The organism is Streptomyces abyssomicinicus (assembly GCF_008974245.1).
Lineage (GTDB): Bacteria > Actinomycetota > Actinomycetes > Streptomycetales > Streptomycetaceae > Streptomyces > Streptomyces abyssomicinicus.
Map to the genome: position 1 here is coordinate 710048 of NZ_BBZI01000008.1, position 16216 is coordinate 726263.

At 71.0% G+C, this 16216-nt stretch carries 13 protein-coding genes and 2 tRNA genes; 2 read left to right on the forward strand and 13 right to left on the reverse strand.

Annotation, left to right across the window (positions count from 1 at the left end):
- Nucleotides 1-55: 55 nt before the first annotated feature.
- From mreD to GBN72_RS20100, 8 genes are all read right to left on the reverse strand, one after another.
- Nucleotides 56-703: a rod shape-determining protein MreD gene (mreD, locus tag GBN72_RS20065; RefSeq protein ID WP_151773212.1), complete on the reverse strand. Its 648-nt coding sequence runs from the start codon at nucleotides 701-703 to the stop codon at nucleotides 56-58.
- A gap of 20 nt (nucleotides 704-723) precedes the next feature.
- Complete coding sequence (mreC, locus tag GBN72_RS20070) at nucleotides 724-1782, reverse strand: rod shape-determining protein MreC (RefSeq protein WP_151773213.1); 1059 nt, start codon at nucleotides 1780-1782, stop codon at nucleotides 724-726.
- A 200-nt stretch (nucleotides 1783-1982) separates the two neighbouring features.
- Nucleotides 1983-3002, reverse strand: coding sequence for a rod shape-determining protein (locus GBN72_RS20075; protein ID WP_151773339.1), 1020 nt, complete (start codon nucleotides 3000-3002; stop codon nucleotides 1983-1985).
- Nucleotides 3003-3258: 256 nt separating this feature from the next.
- A complete protein-coding gene (gene ndk / locus GBN72_RS20080) occupies nucleotides 3259-3672 on the reverse strand; it encodes a nucleoside-diphosphate kinase (RefSeq protein ID WP_151773214.1) in 414 nt (137 codons plus the stop codon).
- A 226-nt stretch (nucleotides 3673-3898) separates the two neighbouring features.
- Nucleotides 3899-4237 carry a DUF4233 domain-containing protein gene (locus GBN72_RS20085; protein WP_151773215.1) on the reverse strand — a complete coding sequence of 113 codons (339 nt, stop codon included), beginning with the start codon at nucleotides 4235-4237 and terminating at the stop codon, nucleotides 3899-3901.
- A gap of 8 nt (nucleotides 4238-4245) precedes the next feature.
- On the reverse strand, nucleotides 4246-5766 hold the full coding sequence (folC, locus tag GBN72_RS20090) for a bifunctional tetrahydrofolate synthase/dihydrofolate synthase (protein ID WP_151773216.1): 1521 nt from the start codon (nucleotides 5764-5766) through the stop codon (nucleotides 4246-4248).
- A gap of 54 nt (nucleotides 5767-5820) precedes the next feature.
- Entirely contained in the window at nucleotides 5821-6834 is a 1014-nt protein-coding gene (locus tag GBN72_RS20095; RefSeq protein WP_151773217.1) for an acyltransferase family protein, read from the reverse strand.
- Between the two features lie 104 nt (nucleotides 6835-6938).
- Complete coding sequence (locus GBN72_RS20100) at nucleotides 6939-9560, reverse strand: valine--tRNA ligase (protein WP_151773218.1); 2622 nt, start codon at nucleotides 9558-9560, stop codon at nucleotides 6939-6941.
- Between the two features lie 132 nt (nucleotides 9561-9692).
- Here GBN72_RS20100 and GBN72_RS20105 point away from each other — a divergent pair, with 132 nt between their 5' ends.
- On the forward strand, nucleotides 9693-10787 hold the full coding sequence (locus tag GBN72_RS20105; RefSeq protein WP_151773219.1) for a hypothetical protein: 1095 nt from the start codon (nucleotides 9693-9695) through the stop codon (nucleotides 10785-10787).
- Between the two features lie 60 nt (nucleotides 10788-10847).
- Here the strand turns inward: GBN72_RS20105 and clpX are convergent, their stop codons facing one another.
- The 5 genes from clpX to GBN72_RS20130 all read right to left on the reverse strand — a co-directional run bounded on the left by clpX (nucleotide 10848) and on the right by GBN72_RS20130 (nucleotide 15822).
- Entirely contained in the window at nucleotides 10848-12137 is a 1290-nt protein-coding gene (clpX, locus tag GBN72_RS20110; protein WP_151773220.1) for an ATP-dependent Clp protease ATP-binding subunit ClpX, read from the reverse strand.
- A gap of 182 nt (nucleotides 12138-12319) precedes the next feature.
- The gene (locus GBN72_RS20115; RefSeq protein ID WP_151773221.1) at nucleotides 12320-13000 is read right to left on the reverse strand and encodes an ATP-dependent Clp protease proteolytic subunit; all 681 of its coding nucleotides are present in this window, start codon (nucleotides 12998-13000) and stop codon (nucleotides 12320-12322) included.
- Between the two features lie 55 nt (nucleotides 13001-13055).
- Nucleotides 13056-13670: an ATP-dependent Clp protease proteolytic subunit gene (locus GBN72_RS20120; protein WP_164540747.1), complete on the reverse strand. Its 615-nt coding sequence runs from the start codon at nucleotides 13668-13670 to the stop codon at nucleotides 13056-13058.
- Between the two features lie 494 nt (nucleotides 13671-14164).
- The gene (gene tig / locus GBN72_RS20125; RefSeq protein WP_151773223.1) at nucleotides 14165-15547 is read right to left on the reverse strand and encodes a trigger factor; all 1383 of its coding nucleotides are present in this window, start codon (nucleotides 15545-15547) and stop codon (nucleotides 14165-14167) included.
- 201 nt (nucleotides 15548-15748) lie between these two features.
- Nucleotides 15749-15822: transfer RNA gene (locus GBN72_RS20130), tRNA-Pro, on the reverse strand.
- Nucleotides 15823-16035: 213 nt separating this feature from the next.
- Between GBN72_RS20130 and GBN72_RS20135 the strand changes: the two genes are divergently transcribed.
- Nucleotides 16036-16106: transfer RNA gene (locus GBN72_RS20135), tRNA-Gly, on the forward strand.
- Nucleotides 16107-16216 lie beyond the last annotated feature (110 nt).

Below are 16216 nucleotides of genomic sequence, written 5' to 3' on the forward strand. Positions count from 1 at the left end.
CGTCGAGGGGTGGCGCTCGGGCAGGAGCGGCGGTCGGGCGACGGGAGGGCCTTGCTCACAGCCGCTTGACCCCCTTCAGGCGGGTGCCGAGGCCCATCCGGCCGGCGCCGCGGCGGGCGCGGCCGAGGCCGGGCGTGCCGGAGACGAGCCAGCCGGACGTGGACGGGGCCCCGCCGGCCGAGGAGCTGTCGGCGAGCGGGTCGTTCTCCGCGCGGCGCGCCAGCGCCATCACGCCGGGCACCACGAACGGGGTGAGCAGCAGGTCGTAGAGGGCCGCGGTGAAGGCCAGCGAGCCGAGGCCCACGTCCCGGGCGGCGGTGTCACCGACCAGCGCGCCGACGCCCGCGTAGAGCATCGTCGAGCCGACGGCGGCGGCGACCACCACGGCCATCGGGCCGACCGCGGTACGCAGCCGGCCGTGTTCGGGCCGGGCCAGGCCGACCAGGTAGCCGACGACGCAGAGCACCAGCGCGTACCGCCCGGCGGCGTGGTCGGCGGGCGGGGCGAGGTCCGCGAGCAGACCGGCCGTGAAGCCGACCAGGGCGCCGCCGGTGTGCCCGTAGACCAGGGCGAGGCCGAGCACCGTGAGCAGCAGCAGGTCGGGGACGGCCCCCGGCAGCTGAAGCCTGGCGAGGACGCTCACCTGGATCACCAGGGCGACCACCACCAGCGTGCCCGAGAGCAGGATCCGGTTGAGTTTCATGGGTGGGTCCCCCCAGTTCCTTACTGCTCGTCCTGTTCCTGCTGCGGCTGTTGTCCGTCCTGCTGGGCGCCGTCCTGCGCCGCCGCCTCACCGTCCGGCGCGGCCTCACCGTCCTGCGCCGCCGCCTGGCCGTCCTCGCCCGCCTGGCCGTCCCCGGCCTGCGGGTCCTGCGCGCCGGGCGTGACGGTGACCGTCACCGTGGGGACGGGCGTCGGCTTCGGCTTGGGCGGCAGCACGCTGTCCCGCGGGTCCTTGCCGGGGCCCTGGACGACGATGCCGACGATGTCCAGCTGGGTGAAGCTGACGAACGGCTTGACGTAGACCGTACGCGTGAGGTCGCCGCCCGCCGGGTCGACCCGCTGGACGACGCCGACCGGGACGCCCGGCACGAACGGCTTGTCCCCCTGCGAGCCGAAGGTGACCATCCGGTCGCCCTTCTCCACCTTCGCCTTGCCGTTGAGCAGTTGGACGCGCAGCGGCCGGTCGCCCTGGCCGGAGGCGAAGCCGAGCTCGTCGCTGTCCTCCATCCGGGTGCCGACGGTGAAGTCGGGGTCGCTGGCCAGCAGCACCGTCGCCGTCTCGGGGCCGACGGTGGTGACCCGGCCGACCAGGCCGTCGCCGTTGAGCACCGTCATGTCGCGGCTGATGCCGTCGTTGGCGCCGACGTCCAGGGTGACCGTCCAGGAGAAGCCCTGGGCGGCGCCGATGCCGACCACCTGGGCGCCCTTGATCTTGTACTGGCCGGCGCCGGCCGTGGCCAGCATCTTCTCGAACTGGCGGAGTCTGCTGCGGTCGCGGGAGTCGCTGCCGAGTTCCGCCTTGAGGGCGGCGTTCTCCTGCTCCAGTTCGGTGAGCCGGTCGTGGCGCTCGCCGGAGTCGCGGACGGCCGCGACGGCGTTGCCGATCGGATCGACCGCGGAGGCGACGCCGTTCTCGATCGGGCCGAAGACGGCGGCCGCGGCATGCCGGGCGCCGTCGACGGGTGAGTCCTTCCCGCCTCTGATGTCCACCGTGATCAGCGCGAACGCGATCGCGACCAGCAGCACCAGGAGCAGCCGGCTCTCTCGTGTGTCCCTCACGTGCGGCGGCCGTGCCTTCCTTGTCGGAATGGTCTTACGGACTTGCTGTGCCGACGGGCGGCGATGTGCGGACGGGCGGATCCGCGGGAGAAACGCCCGGGCCGGACACCGGGGTTCCGGGTCCGGCCGGAGATCCGCCGTACGGGTGCGCCCCGTACGGCGGACGGGTGACTGTTCGTCACTCGACCGGCGGTACCCGGTCAGCGACGCGGCTGGGCGTCCAGCACCTGCTGGAGCGCCTCGAACTCCTCGACGCACTTGCCGGAGCCGAGCGCCACGCTGTCCAGCGGGTCCTCGGCGATGTGGATCGGCATGCCGGTCTCCCGGCGGAGCCGCTCGTCCAGGCCGCGGAGCAGGGCGCCGCCGCCGGTGAGGACGATCCCACGGTCCATCACGTCGCCCGACAGCTCGGGCGGGCACTTGTCCAGCGTGGTCTTCACGGCGTCGACGATCGCGTTGACCGGTTCCTCGATCGCCTTGCGGACCTCCGCGGCGGAGATGACCACGGTCTTCGGCAGGCCGGAGACCAGGTCGCGGCCGCGGATCTCGGTGTGCTCGTCCGCGTCCAGGTCGTACGCGGAGCCGATCGAGATCTTGATCTGCTCGGCCGTCCGCTCGCCGAGGAGCAGCGAGTACTCCTTCTTGACGTGCTGGATGATCGCGTTGTCCAGCTCGTCGCCGGCGACCCGGATCGACTGGGCGGTCACGATGCCGCCGAGGGAGATCACCGCGACCTCCGTGGTGCCGCCGCCGATGTCCACCACCATGTTGCCGGTGGCCTCGTGGACCGGCAGGCCGGAGCCGATGGCGGCCGCCATGGGCTCCTCGATGATGTGCACCTGGCGTGCGCCGGCCTGCGTCGACGCCTCGATGACGGCGCGGCGCTCCACCCCGGTGATCCCGGACGGCACGCACACCACGACCCGCGGCCGCGCGAGGTAGCGGCGCTTGTGGATCTTCAGGATGAAGTACCGCAGCATCCGCTCGGTGATCTCGAAGTCGGCGATCACACCGTCCTTCAGCGGACGCACCGCCACGATGTTGCCGGGGGTGCGGCCGATCATCTTCTTCGCCTCGGCCCCGACCGCGAGGATGCCGCCGGTGTTGGTGTTGATCGCGACGACCGACGGCTCGTTGAGTACGATCCCGCGACCCCTCACGTACACCAGCGTGTTGGCGGTCCCGAGGTCGACAGCCATGTCACGGCCGATGAACGACATTGAGTTCCCCATCAGGATTCGTCTGGCCGTCCCACGTTGAGCGTGGAGCCGCTTGCGGTGGGGACGGCAAGGGTGGGTGCTGTGACGTGAAGGCTTGCAAGGGCTACATCGTAGTCTCGCCCGCCAGGACACTGCGCGAGGGTCTCCGCCATTCTCAGCAGATGGCGGCGCTGTACGCCTGTGGTGACGTGCCATCGGAGGGAAAGGTTCCCCCAAGAGGGTCCGACATCCCCGGAGCGCTGCGGAAGGGGGGTGCTCAGCCGCGGCCGGGGAAGAAGATCTTGATCTCGCGCTCGGCGGACTCCTCGGAATCCGAGGCGTGGATGAGGTTCTCGCGGGTGATGACGCCGAAGTCGCCGCGGATGGAACCGGGCTGGGCCTCGATCGGGTCCGTGGGGCCGGCCAGGCGGCGGACGCCCTCGATCACGCGCTCGCCCTCGACGATCAGCGAGACGACGGGGCCGGAGGCCATGAACTCGATCAAGGGCTCGTAGAAGGGGCGCCCGACGTGTTCCTGATAGTGGTGCTCGAGAGTGCTTCGGTCGAGGGTCCGCAACTCCAGCGCAGTGATCCTCCAGTCCGCCTTCCGCTCGATTCGGCCGATGATCTCACCGACCAACGAGCGGCGGACAGCGTCCGGCTTCAGCAGGACGAGCGTGCGCTGGGTCATGGTATGCGGCTCCTTGCAGGCCAAAGGGGCAGATGGCCTGAGGGTACCGGGTCGTTCGGGAGAGGTGACGCCCGGACCGGCCGAGGAGCCCCGCGAAGCGGGGAGCACGATCCGCAGTACGGTGAGCGGAAGGGAAAGCCAGGGCCGTCTCCGCCGGTGCGGAGAGGTCCGGGGCGTCATGACGAGCAACGATCGTCAGGGCGGTCGGTTGTACCGGCCGACCGGATCAGGCGGCCGGAGCCGAGGCTCGGGCGGCCTTGGCGGCGTCGATCACGCGGCCGTAGTGGACCGACGCCCACCACAGCGCAGCGAAGAGGAGGCCCAGCCCCCACATCATCGGGACCACGAATCCGGAAGCGATCAGCGCCACCTGGAAAACCCAGCCCAGGGCCACCCCGCCCGGCCGGGTGATCACTCCGCAGAGCAGCACCGACACCAGCATGCCGATCCCGCACACCGTCCACACCGTGGACATGGCCAGGTCCGGGTCCTTCATGGCGACCAGCCCGGCGAAGCCGATGACGAAGAACTCGCCGATGAGCGTCGAAGCACAGAGGGTACGCACGGAGATCGTCAGCCCTTCCCGAGGAGCAGCCGGGCCTCGCCGACCGTGATGACAGAACCGGTGACCAGGACGCCGCCGCCGGCGAACTCGCCCTCTTCCTCGGCGAGCGTGATCGCCGCCTCCAGCGCGTCCGGCAGCCGCGGCTCGACCTGGACCCGCTCCTCGCCGAACACCTCGACGGCGATCGCGGCCAGCTCGTCCGCGTTCATCGCCCGGTGACTGGAGTTCTGGGTGACCACGATCTCCGCGAAGATCGGCTCGAACGCCTCCAGCAGCCCGCGCACGTTCTTGTCGCCGCTCGCGCCGACCACGCCGATCAGGCGGCTGAAGTCGAACGCCTCCCTGATCGCCTCGGCGGTGACCCGCGCGCCGGCCGGGTTGTGGGCGGCGTCCAGGACCACGGTGGGCGAGCTCCGCACGACCTCCATGCGGCCCGGCGAGGAGACCGAGGCGAAGGCCCGGCGCACCGTCTCGACGTCCAGCGGGCCGGAGCGGGCTCCGCCGACGCCGAAGAACGCCTCGACGGCCGCCAGCGCGACCGCCGCGTTGTGCGCCTGGTGGGCGCCGTGCAGCGGGAGGTAGACCTCCTCGTACTCGCCGCCGAGGCCGCGCAGGGTCAGCATCTGGCCGCCGACCGCGACCTGCCGGGAGAGCACGCCGAACTCCAGGCCCTCGCGGGCCACCGTGGCGTTCTTCCTCACGGACGTCTTGAGCACGACCTGCGCCGCGTCCACCGGCTGCTGGGCGAGGACCACGGTGGCGTCGTCCTTGATGATCCCCGCCTTCTCGGTGGCGATCTCGCCCGTCGTGGAACCGAGACGGTCGGTGTGGTCCAGGTCGATGGGGGTGATCACGGCGACGTCGGCGTCGATGACGTTGGTGGCGTCCCAGGCGCCGCCCATGCCGACCTCGACCACGGCCACGTCGACCGGCGCGTCGGCGAACGCCGCGTACGCCATGCCGGTGAGGACCTCGAAGAAGGAGAGCCGGTACTCCTGCTGGGCGTCGACCATGTCGACGTACGGCTGGACGTCCCGGTAGGTCTCGATGAACCGCTCGGCGCTGACCGGGTGGCCGTCCAGGCTGATCCGCTCGGTGACGGACTGCACGTGGGGGCTGGTGTACCGGCCGGTGCGCAGGTCGAAGGCGCCGAGCAGGGCCTCGATCATGCGGGCGGTGGAGGTCTTGCCGTTGGTGCCCGTGATGTGGATCGACGGGTAGGAGCGCTGCGGGTCGCCGAGGACGTCCATCAGCGCGGCGATGCGGCTGACGGAGGGCTCCAGCTTGGTCTCGCCCCAGCGGGTGGCCAGCTCCTGCTCCACCTCGCGGAGCGCCTTGTCGACCTCCGGGTCCTCGGGCCGGGCGGGCACGTCGGCGCTGGGCGGGCCGCCCTGGGTGCGCAGGGTGCGGCTGCCGGCCTCGATCACGGCGAGATCGGGATCGCGGTCGGTCTCCTCCGCGATGATCTCTTCGAAGGCGTCCAGCGGGTCGGGGCGCTCACTGCTGTCGTCCGGGGGGAGGTCGCTCACGCGCCCAGTCTACGTTCCGGGTACGACACGGTTCGTCCCCGGGCACCGGCCGGCTCAGCCCAGCCACGCCCTCAGCCGCAGCCGCCCCCACAGGTGCGCGGCGGCGAACGACAGCGCGGCGCAGACCGCCGCGGTCCCGGCGAGCGCCGCCACGGCGGCCCAGCCCCGGCCCGCCCGCGCCGCCACCGCCCCGGCCAGCGGCGCGACGAACGCCAGGTGGACCAGATAGGCCCCGAACGAGGCGTCCGACAGCCGCCGCACCGGCCCCCGCCACCGCTGCGGAACCCGCACCCCGCGGAACGCGGCGAGGACGGCGAGGGTCAGCGCCGCCACGGGGGGCGCGGCGTAGGCGGCGGGGAACCGGTGGCCGAGCTGGTACGCGCCGACCGCCGCGACGCCCCCCGCCACGGCCACCGCCCACGGCCACCGGGGCCCGGGCCGCCGTGTCCCGCCCAGCAGCGCGGCCCCGGCGAGCGCGTAGACCAGCGGGTACAGCGACAGCGCCCAGGCCCAGCGCGGCAGGTCCAGCCCGGTGACCTCGCCCGCGTCGCCGCGCAGCGCCGTCCCGAGCGCGCACACGCCGAGCAGCGCCAGGGTCCACCGGGGGACGGCCGCCCGCCGCACCAGCAGCACCGCCGCGCCGAGCACCAGCATCAGCGGGACGTACACGTACAGGTACCAGAGGTGGAACGCCGGTTCGACCGACCCGAGGACGGCTCCGGCGGCATCCTCCGCACCGCCCCGCCACGCCACGTACAGCACCGTCCACACCGCCATGGGCCGCACGATCCGGTCCGCCCGCCGCAGCAGCTGCCGCTCCCCGCGCACCGGCGACGCCACCAGCGCCGCCCAGCCCGCCATGGCGAAGAACGCCGGCACGGCGAACCGGGTGAGCGAGTCGGCGGCGACGCCGGCGGCGCGGTGGCCTGCGTCCACGAAGACGGCGGCGGTGTGGCAGAGGACGACGGCGGCGGTGCAGACGACCCGCAGCAGGTCGACGTCGTCCCGCCGCCCGGGCGCGTCCTGATGCCCCGGTGCGGCGGGCGGGACGGTGGAGGTGGCGGTCATGCCCCGCAGTGAACAGCCACCCGGTTACCGGAGACCGGCCACGACATGAACGCGGCGGGCCGCCCCTGGAGAGGGACGGCCCGCCGGACGGGTGCCTCGCGCGGTCAGGCGGAGGGCAGCTTCGCCAGCTGCTCCGTGATCCGCGCGATGTCCTCCTCGGCCTTGGCGAGGCGGGCCCGGATCTTCGCCACGACCGGCTCCGGAGCCTTGCCGAGGAAGGCCTCGTTGCCCAGCTTGCCGTTGGCCTGCGCCTTCTCCTTCTCGGCGGCCGCCAGGTCCTTCGACAGCCGCTTGCGCTCGGCCGCGAAGTCGATCGCGCCGGACAGGTCCAGCTCGACCGTGGCGCCGGCCACCGGCAGGCTGGCGGTGGCGGAGAAGCCCTCGCCCTCCGGCTGGAGGCGCAGCAGCTGGCGGATGGCCGGCTCGTGCGCGGCGAGCGGCGTGCCGGCCAGGGTCAGGCGGGCCGGGACGCGCTGGCCCGGCTGGAGGCCCTGGTCGCTGCGGAAGCGGCGGACCTCGGTGATCACCGACTGGAGGGTGGCGATCTCCTGCTCGGCGGCCGCGTCGCGGAAGCCGCTGTCGCCCGGCCACTCGGCGACGACGACGGACTCGCCGCCGGTGAGCGTGGTCCACAGCGTCTCGGTGACGAACGGCATGATCGGGTGGAGCAGCCGCAGCGTGACGTCCAGGACCTCGCCGAGGACGCGCTTGCTCGCCTCGGCCGCCGGGCCGCCCGCCATGAAGGTGGTCTTGGACAGCTCGACGTACCAGTCGAAGACCTCGTCCCACGCGAAGTGGTAGAGCGCCTCGGAGAGCTTGGCGAACTGGTAGTCCTCGTAGAACGTGTCGACCTCGGCGACAACCGAGTTGAGCCGGGAGAGGATCCAGCGGTCGGTCGCCGACAGCTCGGCGGCGTCCGGCAGCGGGCCCTCGACGGTGGCGCCGTTCATCAGGGCGAACCGGGTGGCGTTCCAGATCTTGTTGGCGAAGTTCCGCGCCGCCTGGACCCAGTCCTCGCCGATCGGGACGTCGACGCCCGGGTTGGCGCCGCGCGCCAGGGTGAAGCGGAGCGCGTCGGAGCCGTACTTGTCCATCCAGTCCAGCGGGTTGACGACGTTCCCGAAGGACTTGGACATCTTCTTGCCGTTCTGGTCACGGACCATGCCGTGCAGCGCGATGGTGTGGAACGGCGGGGTGCCGTCCATCGCGTAGATGCCGAACATCATCATCCGGGCGACCCAGAAGAAGAGGATGTCGTAGCCGGTGACCAGGACGGAGTTCGGGTAGAACTTCGCGAGGCTCTCGGTCCGCTCGGGCCAGCCCAGCGTGGAGAAGGGCCACAGGCCCGAGGAGAACCAGGTGTCGAGGACGTCGCTGTCCTGGCGCCAGCCCTCGCCGGACGGCGGCTCCTCGCCGGGGCCGACGCAGACCATCTCGCCGTCGGGGCCGTGCCAGACCGGGATGCGGTGCCCCCACCAGAGCTGACGCGAGATGCACCAGTCGTGGAGGTTGTCGACCCAGTCGAAGTACCGCTTCTCCATCTCCTGGGGGTGGATCTTGACCTTGCCGTCGCGGACCGCGTCGCCGGCCGCCTTGGCGAGCGGGGCGACCTTGACCCACCACTGCATGGACAGCCGGGGCTCGACGGTGGTCTTGCACCGCGAGCAGTGGCCGACCTTGTGGACGTAGGGGCGCTTCTCGGCGACGATGCGGCCCTCGGCGCGCAGCGCGCCGACGATCGCCGAGCGCGCCTCCAGCCGGTCCAGGCCCTGGAAGGGGCCGTGGACGGTGATGACGGCGTGCTCGTCCATCACCGTGATGGACGGCAGGCCGTGGCGCTCGCCGATCTCGAAGTCGTTCGGGTCGTGGGCCGGGGTGACCTTGACCGCTCCGGTGCCGAACTCCGGGTCGACGTGCGTGTCGGCGACGACCGGGATGGTGCGGTCGGTCAGCGGCAGCGTGATCTGCTTGCCGACCAGGTGCCGGTAGCGCTCGTCGTCCGGGTGGACGGCGACCGCGGTGTCGCCCAGCATCGTCTCGGCGCGGGTGGTGGCGACGACGATGGTGTCCTCGCCCTCGCCGTACTTCATGGAGACGAGCTCGCCGTCGTCCTCCTGGTACTCGACCTCGATGTCGGAGATCGCGGTGAGGCAGCGCGGGCACCAGTTGGTGATGCGCTCCTTGCGGTAGATCAGCTCGTCGTCGTAGAGCTTCTTGAAGATGGTCTGGACGGCCTGGGAGAGGCCCTCGTCCATGGTGAAGCGCTCGCGCGACCAGGCGACGCCGTCGCCGAGGCGGCGCATCTGGCCGGAGATCTGGCCGCCGGACTCGGCCTTCCACTGCCAGACTCGCTCGACGAACGCCTCGCGGCCCAGGTCGTGGCGGGACTTGCCCTCCTTGGCGAGCTCGCGCTCGACGACGTTCTGGGTCGCGATGCCGGCGTGGTCCATGCCCGGCTGCCACAGCGTCTCGTAGCCCTGCATCCGCTTGCGGCGGGTCAGGGTGTCGATGATCGTGTGCTCGAAGGCGTGCCCCAGGTGGAGCGAGCCGGTGACGTTCGGCGGGGGGATGACGACGGTGAAGGGTTCCTTGTCGCTCCCGGCGTCCGCCTCGAAGTAACCGCGGTCTACCCAGCGCTCGTACAGCGGCCCCTCCACGTCGGCCGGCGTGTATTGGGTCGGCAGTTCGGTTTCGGGCGCTGTGGGCTGCTGAGAGTTCTCGGTCACGCCGGTCATTTTAGGGGTGTCCCTGGGGCGTTCCGAAACGCGATTACAAGGTAACGGTCTGCGCCCGGGGGCGCACGCCGGGCCCGGCGTAGGGAAGGATGGCGCGGGACAGCACCAGGGAGGGAACCAGCCATGAGTTACAACCAGCCGGGCCCGTACGGCGGGCAGCCCCAGCAGCCCGGGCCCTACGGACAGCCGGGAGCTCAGCCTGGGCCCTACGGTCAGCCGGCCGGTCAGCCCGGCGGTCAGCCCGGCCCCTACGGACAGCCCGGCGGTCAGCAGCCCGGCCCGTACGGCCAGCCCGGCGGTCAGCAGCCCGGCCAGCCCGGCCCGTACGGTGCTCCGGCACCCCAGCAGCAGCCGCCGCAGCAGCAGCAGCCGCAGCCCGGCTACGGCTACCCGCAGCAGCAGCCGCCGCAGCACGCCCAGCAGCAGTCCTACGGCTACCCCCAGCAGCCCGGCGTCCCGCCGCAGGGCAACCCGTACGGCCAGCAGCCGGGCCAGCCCGGCCAGCCCCCGTACGGCGCGCCCCCGCAGGGTCAGCCCGGCGGCGGTGGCGGCAGGAGGACGGGGCTACTCATCGGCGGCGCGGCCGTGGTGGTCGCGCTCGCGGTCGGCGCCTACTTCCTCTTCTTCAGCGGCGGGCTGGAGGACGACGGCCCGCACAAGCTGGTGATGCCCGCGAAGCTGCTGACCGACTACAACCGGGCCGGCGAGGCGGGCGAGAGCGGGGACGACGCCGAGGACCTCGCGGAGAGCGGCGTCAAGAACGGCAAGGCCGTGTTCGGGATGTACTCCACGGCCGACCTGTCCGGCTACGACCCGAGCGACCCCAGCACCGCGCCGGACCCGAAGGTGCTGGCCACCTCCAAGGGCATGACCGTCGTCGGCGGCTACGGCGAGATCGCCGACCCGGCGGCGACGCTCGACAAGTTCTTCGCCTCCTACAAGGCGGAGTTCGAGAAGAACTCCAAGGAGAGCAAGAACGGGGCGGAGCTGCTCGGAGAGCCCGAGGAGGTGGACGTCGACGGCACGGTGACCAAGTGCCAGGCCGTCAAGGGCAAGGAGCAGGTGACCCAGAAGATGAAGACCGACTGGTTCTGCGTCTGGGCCGACTACAGCACCATGGCGCTGGTCTCCCCCGGCGACGCCACCGCGGACGTGAGCAAGGAACTCGCGGCGCAGATGACCGAGAAGGTCCGCAACGAGATCCGCAAGCCCGAGTAGGACCCCGCCCACGCGGAAGGGGCGCGCCCTGCCGGGCGCGCCCCTTCGCCGTGTCCGCGGTCAGGCGGACTTCTGCTCGCCCGCGCCCCGGCCGCCGCGCGCGTCGCGCGGGATGAGGGTGGGGTTGACGTTGGAGTGGACCACGTCGGCGGTGATCACCACGCGGGCGACGTCCTTGCGGGACGGCACCTCGTACATCACCGACATCAGGACCTCCTCCATGATGGCGCGCAGGCCGCGCGCGCCGGTCTGGCGGAGGATGGCCTGGTCCGCGATGGCCTCCAGCGCCTCGCGCTCGAAGTCCAGCTCCACGCCGTCCAGCTCGAAGAGCCGCTGGTACTGCTTGACCAGCGCGTTCTTCGGCTCGACCAGGATTTGGAGCAGCGCCTCGCGGTCCAGGTTGTGCACCGAGGTGATCACCGGCAGGCGGCCGATGAACTCGGGGATCATGCCGAACTTGACCAGGTCCTCGGGCATGACGTCCTCGAACTGGTCCTTGGCGGACAGCTCCCGCTTGGAGCGGATGGTCGCGCCGAAGCCGATGCCCTTGGCGCCCGCCCGCGACTCGATGATCTTCTCCAGCCCGGAGAAGGCGCCGCCCACGATGAACAAGACGTTCGTCGTGTCGATCTGGATGAACTCCTGGTGCGGGTGCTTGCGCCCGCCCTGCGGCGGCACGGAGGCCGTGGTGCCCTCGAGGATCTTCAGCAGGGCCTGCTGGACGCCCTCGCCGCTGACGTCGCGGGTGATCGACGGGTTCTCGCTCTTGCGGGCGACCTTGTCGATCTCGTCGATGTAGATGATCCCCGTCTCGGCCTTCTTGACGTCGTAGTCCGCCGCCTGGATCAGCTTGAGCAGGATGTTCTCGACGTCCTCGCCGACGTAGCCGGCCTCGGTCAGCGCGGTCGCGTCGGCGATGGCGAACGGCACGTTCAGCATCCGCGCGAGCGTCTGGGCGAGGAGCGTCTTGCCGGAGCCGGTGGGGCCCAGCAGGAGGATGTTGGACTTGGCCAGCTCGATGGAGTCCTCGCGGCCCTGGCCGCCGCCGTTCTCACCGGCCTGGACCCGCTTGTAGTGGTTGTACACCGCCACCGAGAGCGCCTTCTTGGCGGCCTCCTGGCCCACCACGTAGCTCTCGAGGAACTGGTAGATCTCCCGCGGCTTGGGGAGCTCCTCCCACCGGGTCTCGCTCGACTCGGCGAGCTCCTCCTCGATGATCTCGTTGCAGAGATCGATGCACTCGTCGCAGATGTACACACCGGGGCCTGCGATGAGCTTCTTGACCTGCTTCTGGCTCTTGCCGCAGAACGAGCACTTGAGCAGATCGCCGCCGTCACCGATGCGTGCCACGGTGTGCTTCCCCTTCGCCTGGGAGCCCTCGGACGCGTGTGCGTCCCCGGTCTCCACGGTGCTGCCTTATGTCGACGGTACCTTGCCTGGCCCCCCGTTCGGGCCCCCCTTGGCAGGGTCCGCTCCGGAACGGATCCGGGCGAACCCCGCCAAGAGGCGGCAGACGTCCTGCCGCGGTCGCGTCAGCGAACGCTGGCGTTGTTCATCTTGCGGGTCGAGATGATCTGGTCGACCAGCCCGTACTGCAGCGCGTCCTCGGCGGTGAGGATCTTGTCACGCTCGATGTCCTCGCGGATCCTCTCCACCGGCTGGGTGGAGTGCTTGGCCAGCATCTCCTCCAGCTGGGAGCGCATCCGCAGGATCTCGTTGGCGGCGATCTCCAGGTCGGAGACCTGGCCGCGGCCGGTCTCGCTGTACGGCTGGTGGATCAGGACGCGGGCGTTCGGCAGCGCCATGCGCTTGCCGGGCGTGCCGGCCGCGAGCAGGACGGCGGCGGCGGAGGCGGCCTGGCCCATGCACACGGTCTGGATGTCCGGCTTCACGAACTGCATCGTGTCGTAGATCGCGGTCAGCGCCGTGAAGGAACCGCCCGGGCTGTTGATGTAGATCGAGATGTCACGGTCCGGGTCCATCGACTCCAGGCACAGCAGCTGCGCCATGACGTCGTTGGCCGACGCGTCGTCGATCTGGACGCCCAGGAAGATCACGCGCTCCTCGAAGAGCTTCGCGTACGGGTCGTACTCACGCACACCCTGGGAGGTGCGCTCCACGAAGCGCGGGATCACGTAACGGGACTCGGCGACCGGAGCCGTCAGCTCGGCGCGGGTGCGGTCGTACAGGCCGCTGCCGGGGTAGTCGTTCATTCTCTGTCTCCTGGAAGGCGGGGGCGGGGGGAGGGCCGGTGCGCGGGCTCGGGCGTCAGGCCCCGGTGCCGCCGCCGCCCGGGATGTTGGAGGCCGCGGAGATGACCTCGTCGATGAGGCCGTACTCCTTGGCCTCATCTGCGTCGAACCAGCGGTCGCGGTCGGAGTCGCGGGTGACCTGCTCGACCGTCTGACCGGTGTGGAAGGCGGTCAGCTCCGCCATCTTCTTCTTGGTGTGCAGCAGGCGCTCGGCGTGGATCTTGATGTCCGACGCGGAACCGGCCAGGCCGGCCGACGGCTGGTGGATCAGGATCTCGGCGTTCGGCAGCGCGAAGCGCTTGCCGGGCGTGCCGGCGCTCAGGAGGAACTGGCCCATCGAGGCGGCGAGGCCCATCGCGATCGTCACCACGTCGTTCTTGATGTACTGCATGGTGTCGTAGATCGCCATGCCGGCCGTGATCGAGCCGCCGGGGCTGTTGATGTAGAGGTAGATGTCCTTGTCCGGGTCGGCGGCAAGGAGCAGCAGCTGTGCGGTGATCTTGTTGGCGATGTCGTCGTCGACCGCCTGGCCGAGGAAGATGATCCGCTCGTTGAGCAGCCGGTTGTAGACCTGGTCGCCGAGGCCACCGATGGAAGGCTCGCCGGCGGCGGAGGGCATCAGATTCGTCACGTATCCACCTGCTCGTCTTACGACGGCGCCGGGCCGTCTCACGTGTTCTGCCGGGGCGGGGGTGGTGCGTGCCCCTGCAGCGCGCCGCGGTGATCGGCGGCGACGGGGACTCCCCTGCCCTCGTATTCATGGACCCTAACGCGCAGGCAGTCACGTGCCATCCCGGTTCCTGGAGTGTTCGCTGTGAGCGCATGGGAGGGGCCGGGAGCGGGTCCCGCGGCGCTGGGGCCACGTCTCACCCTGCGGGTTGCCCGCCGAGGCCCCGGGCATGCCACCGCGCGGCCACCACCTCGCGCCCGACCGCGGCGCGGGCGCACGGCACGCGCGGCGGGCGCACGGCCGCGCCGCGGGGCGAGGGCGGGTCGGGTCGGGTCGGGTCGGGTCGGGTCGGGTCAGGGCAGGGGCGGGGCGAGGGGCGGGGAACGCGCCGGGCCCCGGCTTCGCGCGCGAGGGCGGGAAGCCGGGGCCCGGTGGAGGCTCGGGGAGCGGGGAGGTCAGGCCTCCTTGGACTCCTCGGCGGACTCCTCGGCGGGCGCCTCGGCGGCGTCGGCGGACTCGTCCTCGTCGTCGCTCAGGTCGACGACCTCACCGTTGGTGTCCTTGACCGTGGCCGACTCGACGACCAGCGCCAGCGCCTTGCCGCGGGCGACCTCGCCGACGAGCATCGGGACCTGGTTGCCCTGGACGACCGCCTGGGCGAACTGGTCGGGGGACATGCCGGAGGACGCCGCACGCCGCATGAGGTGCTCGGTGAGCTCCTCCTGATTGACGTTCAGCTTCTCCTTGTTGACCAGCGCGTCGAGCACGAACTGGGTCTTGATGCCCTTGACCGCCGCCTCGCGGGTCTCGGTCTCGAACTCCTCGGCCGTCTTGCCCTGGATCTCGAGGTACTTGTCGAGGTCGAGGCCCATCTGGCCGAGCTGGTGGTGCTCGAGGTTGTGCTTGCGGGTCTGGATCTCGTCCTCGAGCAGCTTCTCGGGGATCGGGACCTCGATCAGCTCGAGCAGCTTGTCCAGCACGCGCTCCTGCGCCTGCGTGGCCTGGTCGTACTGCTTCATGTTCTCCAGGCGCTTGCGGCTGTCCGCCTTGAGCTCCTCGAGGGTGTCGAACTCGGAGGCGAGCTGGGCGAACTCGTCGTCGAGCTCGGGCAGCTCGCGGGAGGCGACCTGGCCGACCTTGACGGTGATCTCAGCCTGCTTGCCGGCGGCGGAGCCGCCCTTGAGCTCGGAGGCGAAGGTGGCTTCGCCACCGGCCTCCACGCCCTTGACGGCCTCGTCGATGCCGTCGAGCAGCTCACCCGAGCCGATGGTGTAGCTGACGTCCTTGGCGATGCCGTCCTCGAGGACCTCGCCGTCGACCTTGGCCTCGAGGTCCAGGGTCACCACGTCGCCGTCCTCGGCGGCGCGCTCCACCGGAGAGGTGGTGGCGAAGCGCTCACGCAGCTGCTCGACCGACTTGTCGATGTCCTCGTCGGTCACCTCGACGGCGTCGACCTCGACCTCGATGCCGGAGAAGTCCTCGGGCAGCTCGATCTCGGGACGGATGTCGACCTCGGCGGTGAAGTTGAGCAGCTCACCGTCCTTGAGGTCCTTGATGTCGACCTCGGGCTGGCCCAGGACGTCGAGCTCGGCCTCGTTGACCGCCTGCGTGTAGAACTTCGGGAGGGCGTCGTTGATCGCCTCCTCGAGGACCGCACCGCGGCCGAACCGCTGGTCGATGACGCGGGCCGGGATCTTGCCCTTGCGGAAGCCCTTCACCGTGACCTGCTGGTTGATCTTCTTGTACGCCGCGTCGAGGCTGTCCTTGAGCTCCTCGAAGGGCACCTCGACAGTGAGCCGAACCCGGGTCGGGTTCAGGGTCTCCACGGCGCTCTTCACGGTTCGGTCTCCTTGTGGCTGACTGCTTGGGTTCGCCGGGACCAGAGCGGTCCGGCGGATCGCGCACCGGTGCGGCTTCGGCGTCAGGCTCTGGAGCTTCACGGCTGACTGCACACGGGCGCGCTTGCATAGTAGCCGCAGCCGCCACACCGCCCAAAAGGCGATCACCGGACCCCAAGGGGCGCCCGGTGATCATCTGTGTCGGGGTGGCGGGATTTGAACCCACGGCCTTCCGCTCCCAAAGCGGACGCGCTGCCAAGCTGCGCCACACCCCGTCTGGTGCGATCCGTAGGGTACACGCGGCACGGCCGCCCGGCCGCCCCTTTCCACGCCGCCGGACACGGGGTCGTGGCGGGGCGTCGGATGGCCGCAAACCGGCGGGCGGAGCGGCGCCGCGGGAGGGTCACGCGGAAGAGGAGATGCAGTCGGGTGCGACGACCCGCTAACATGCCTTCTGTCGCCGTGGCTCGGCCACCGGCGTCACCTGTGCGGGCGTAGCTCAATGGTAGAGCCCTAGTCTTCCAAACTAGCTACGCGGGTTCGATTCCCGTCGCCCGCTCCGATGCCGAAGGCCCGGGACGAGAAGCATGCTTCTCGTCCCGGGCCTTCGGTCGTCCCCGGCGCCTCGCCACCGCCGTCCGCGGGCCGCCGCCGCCCGGGCCGGGGGAA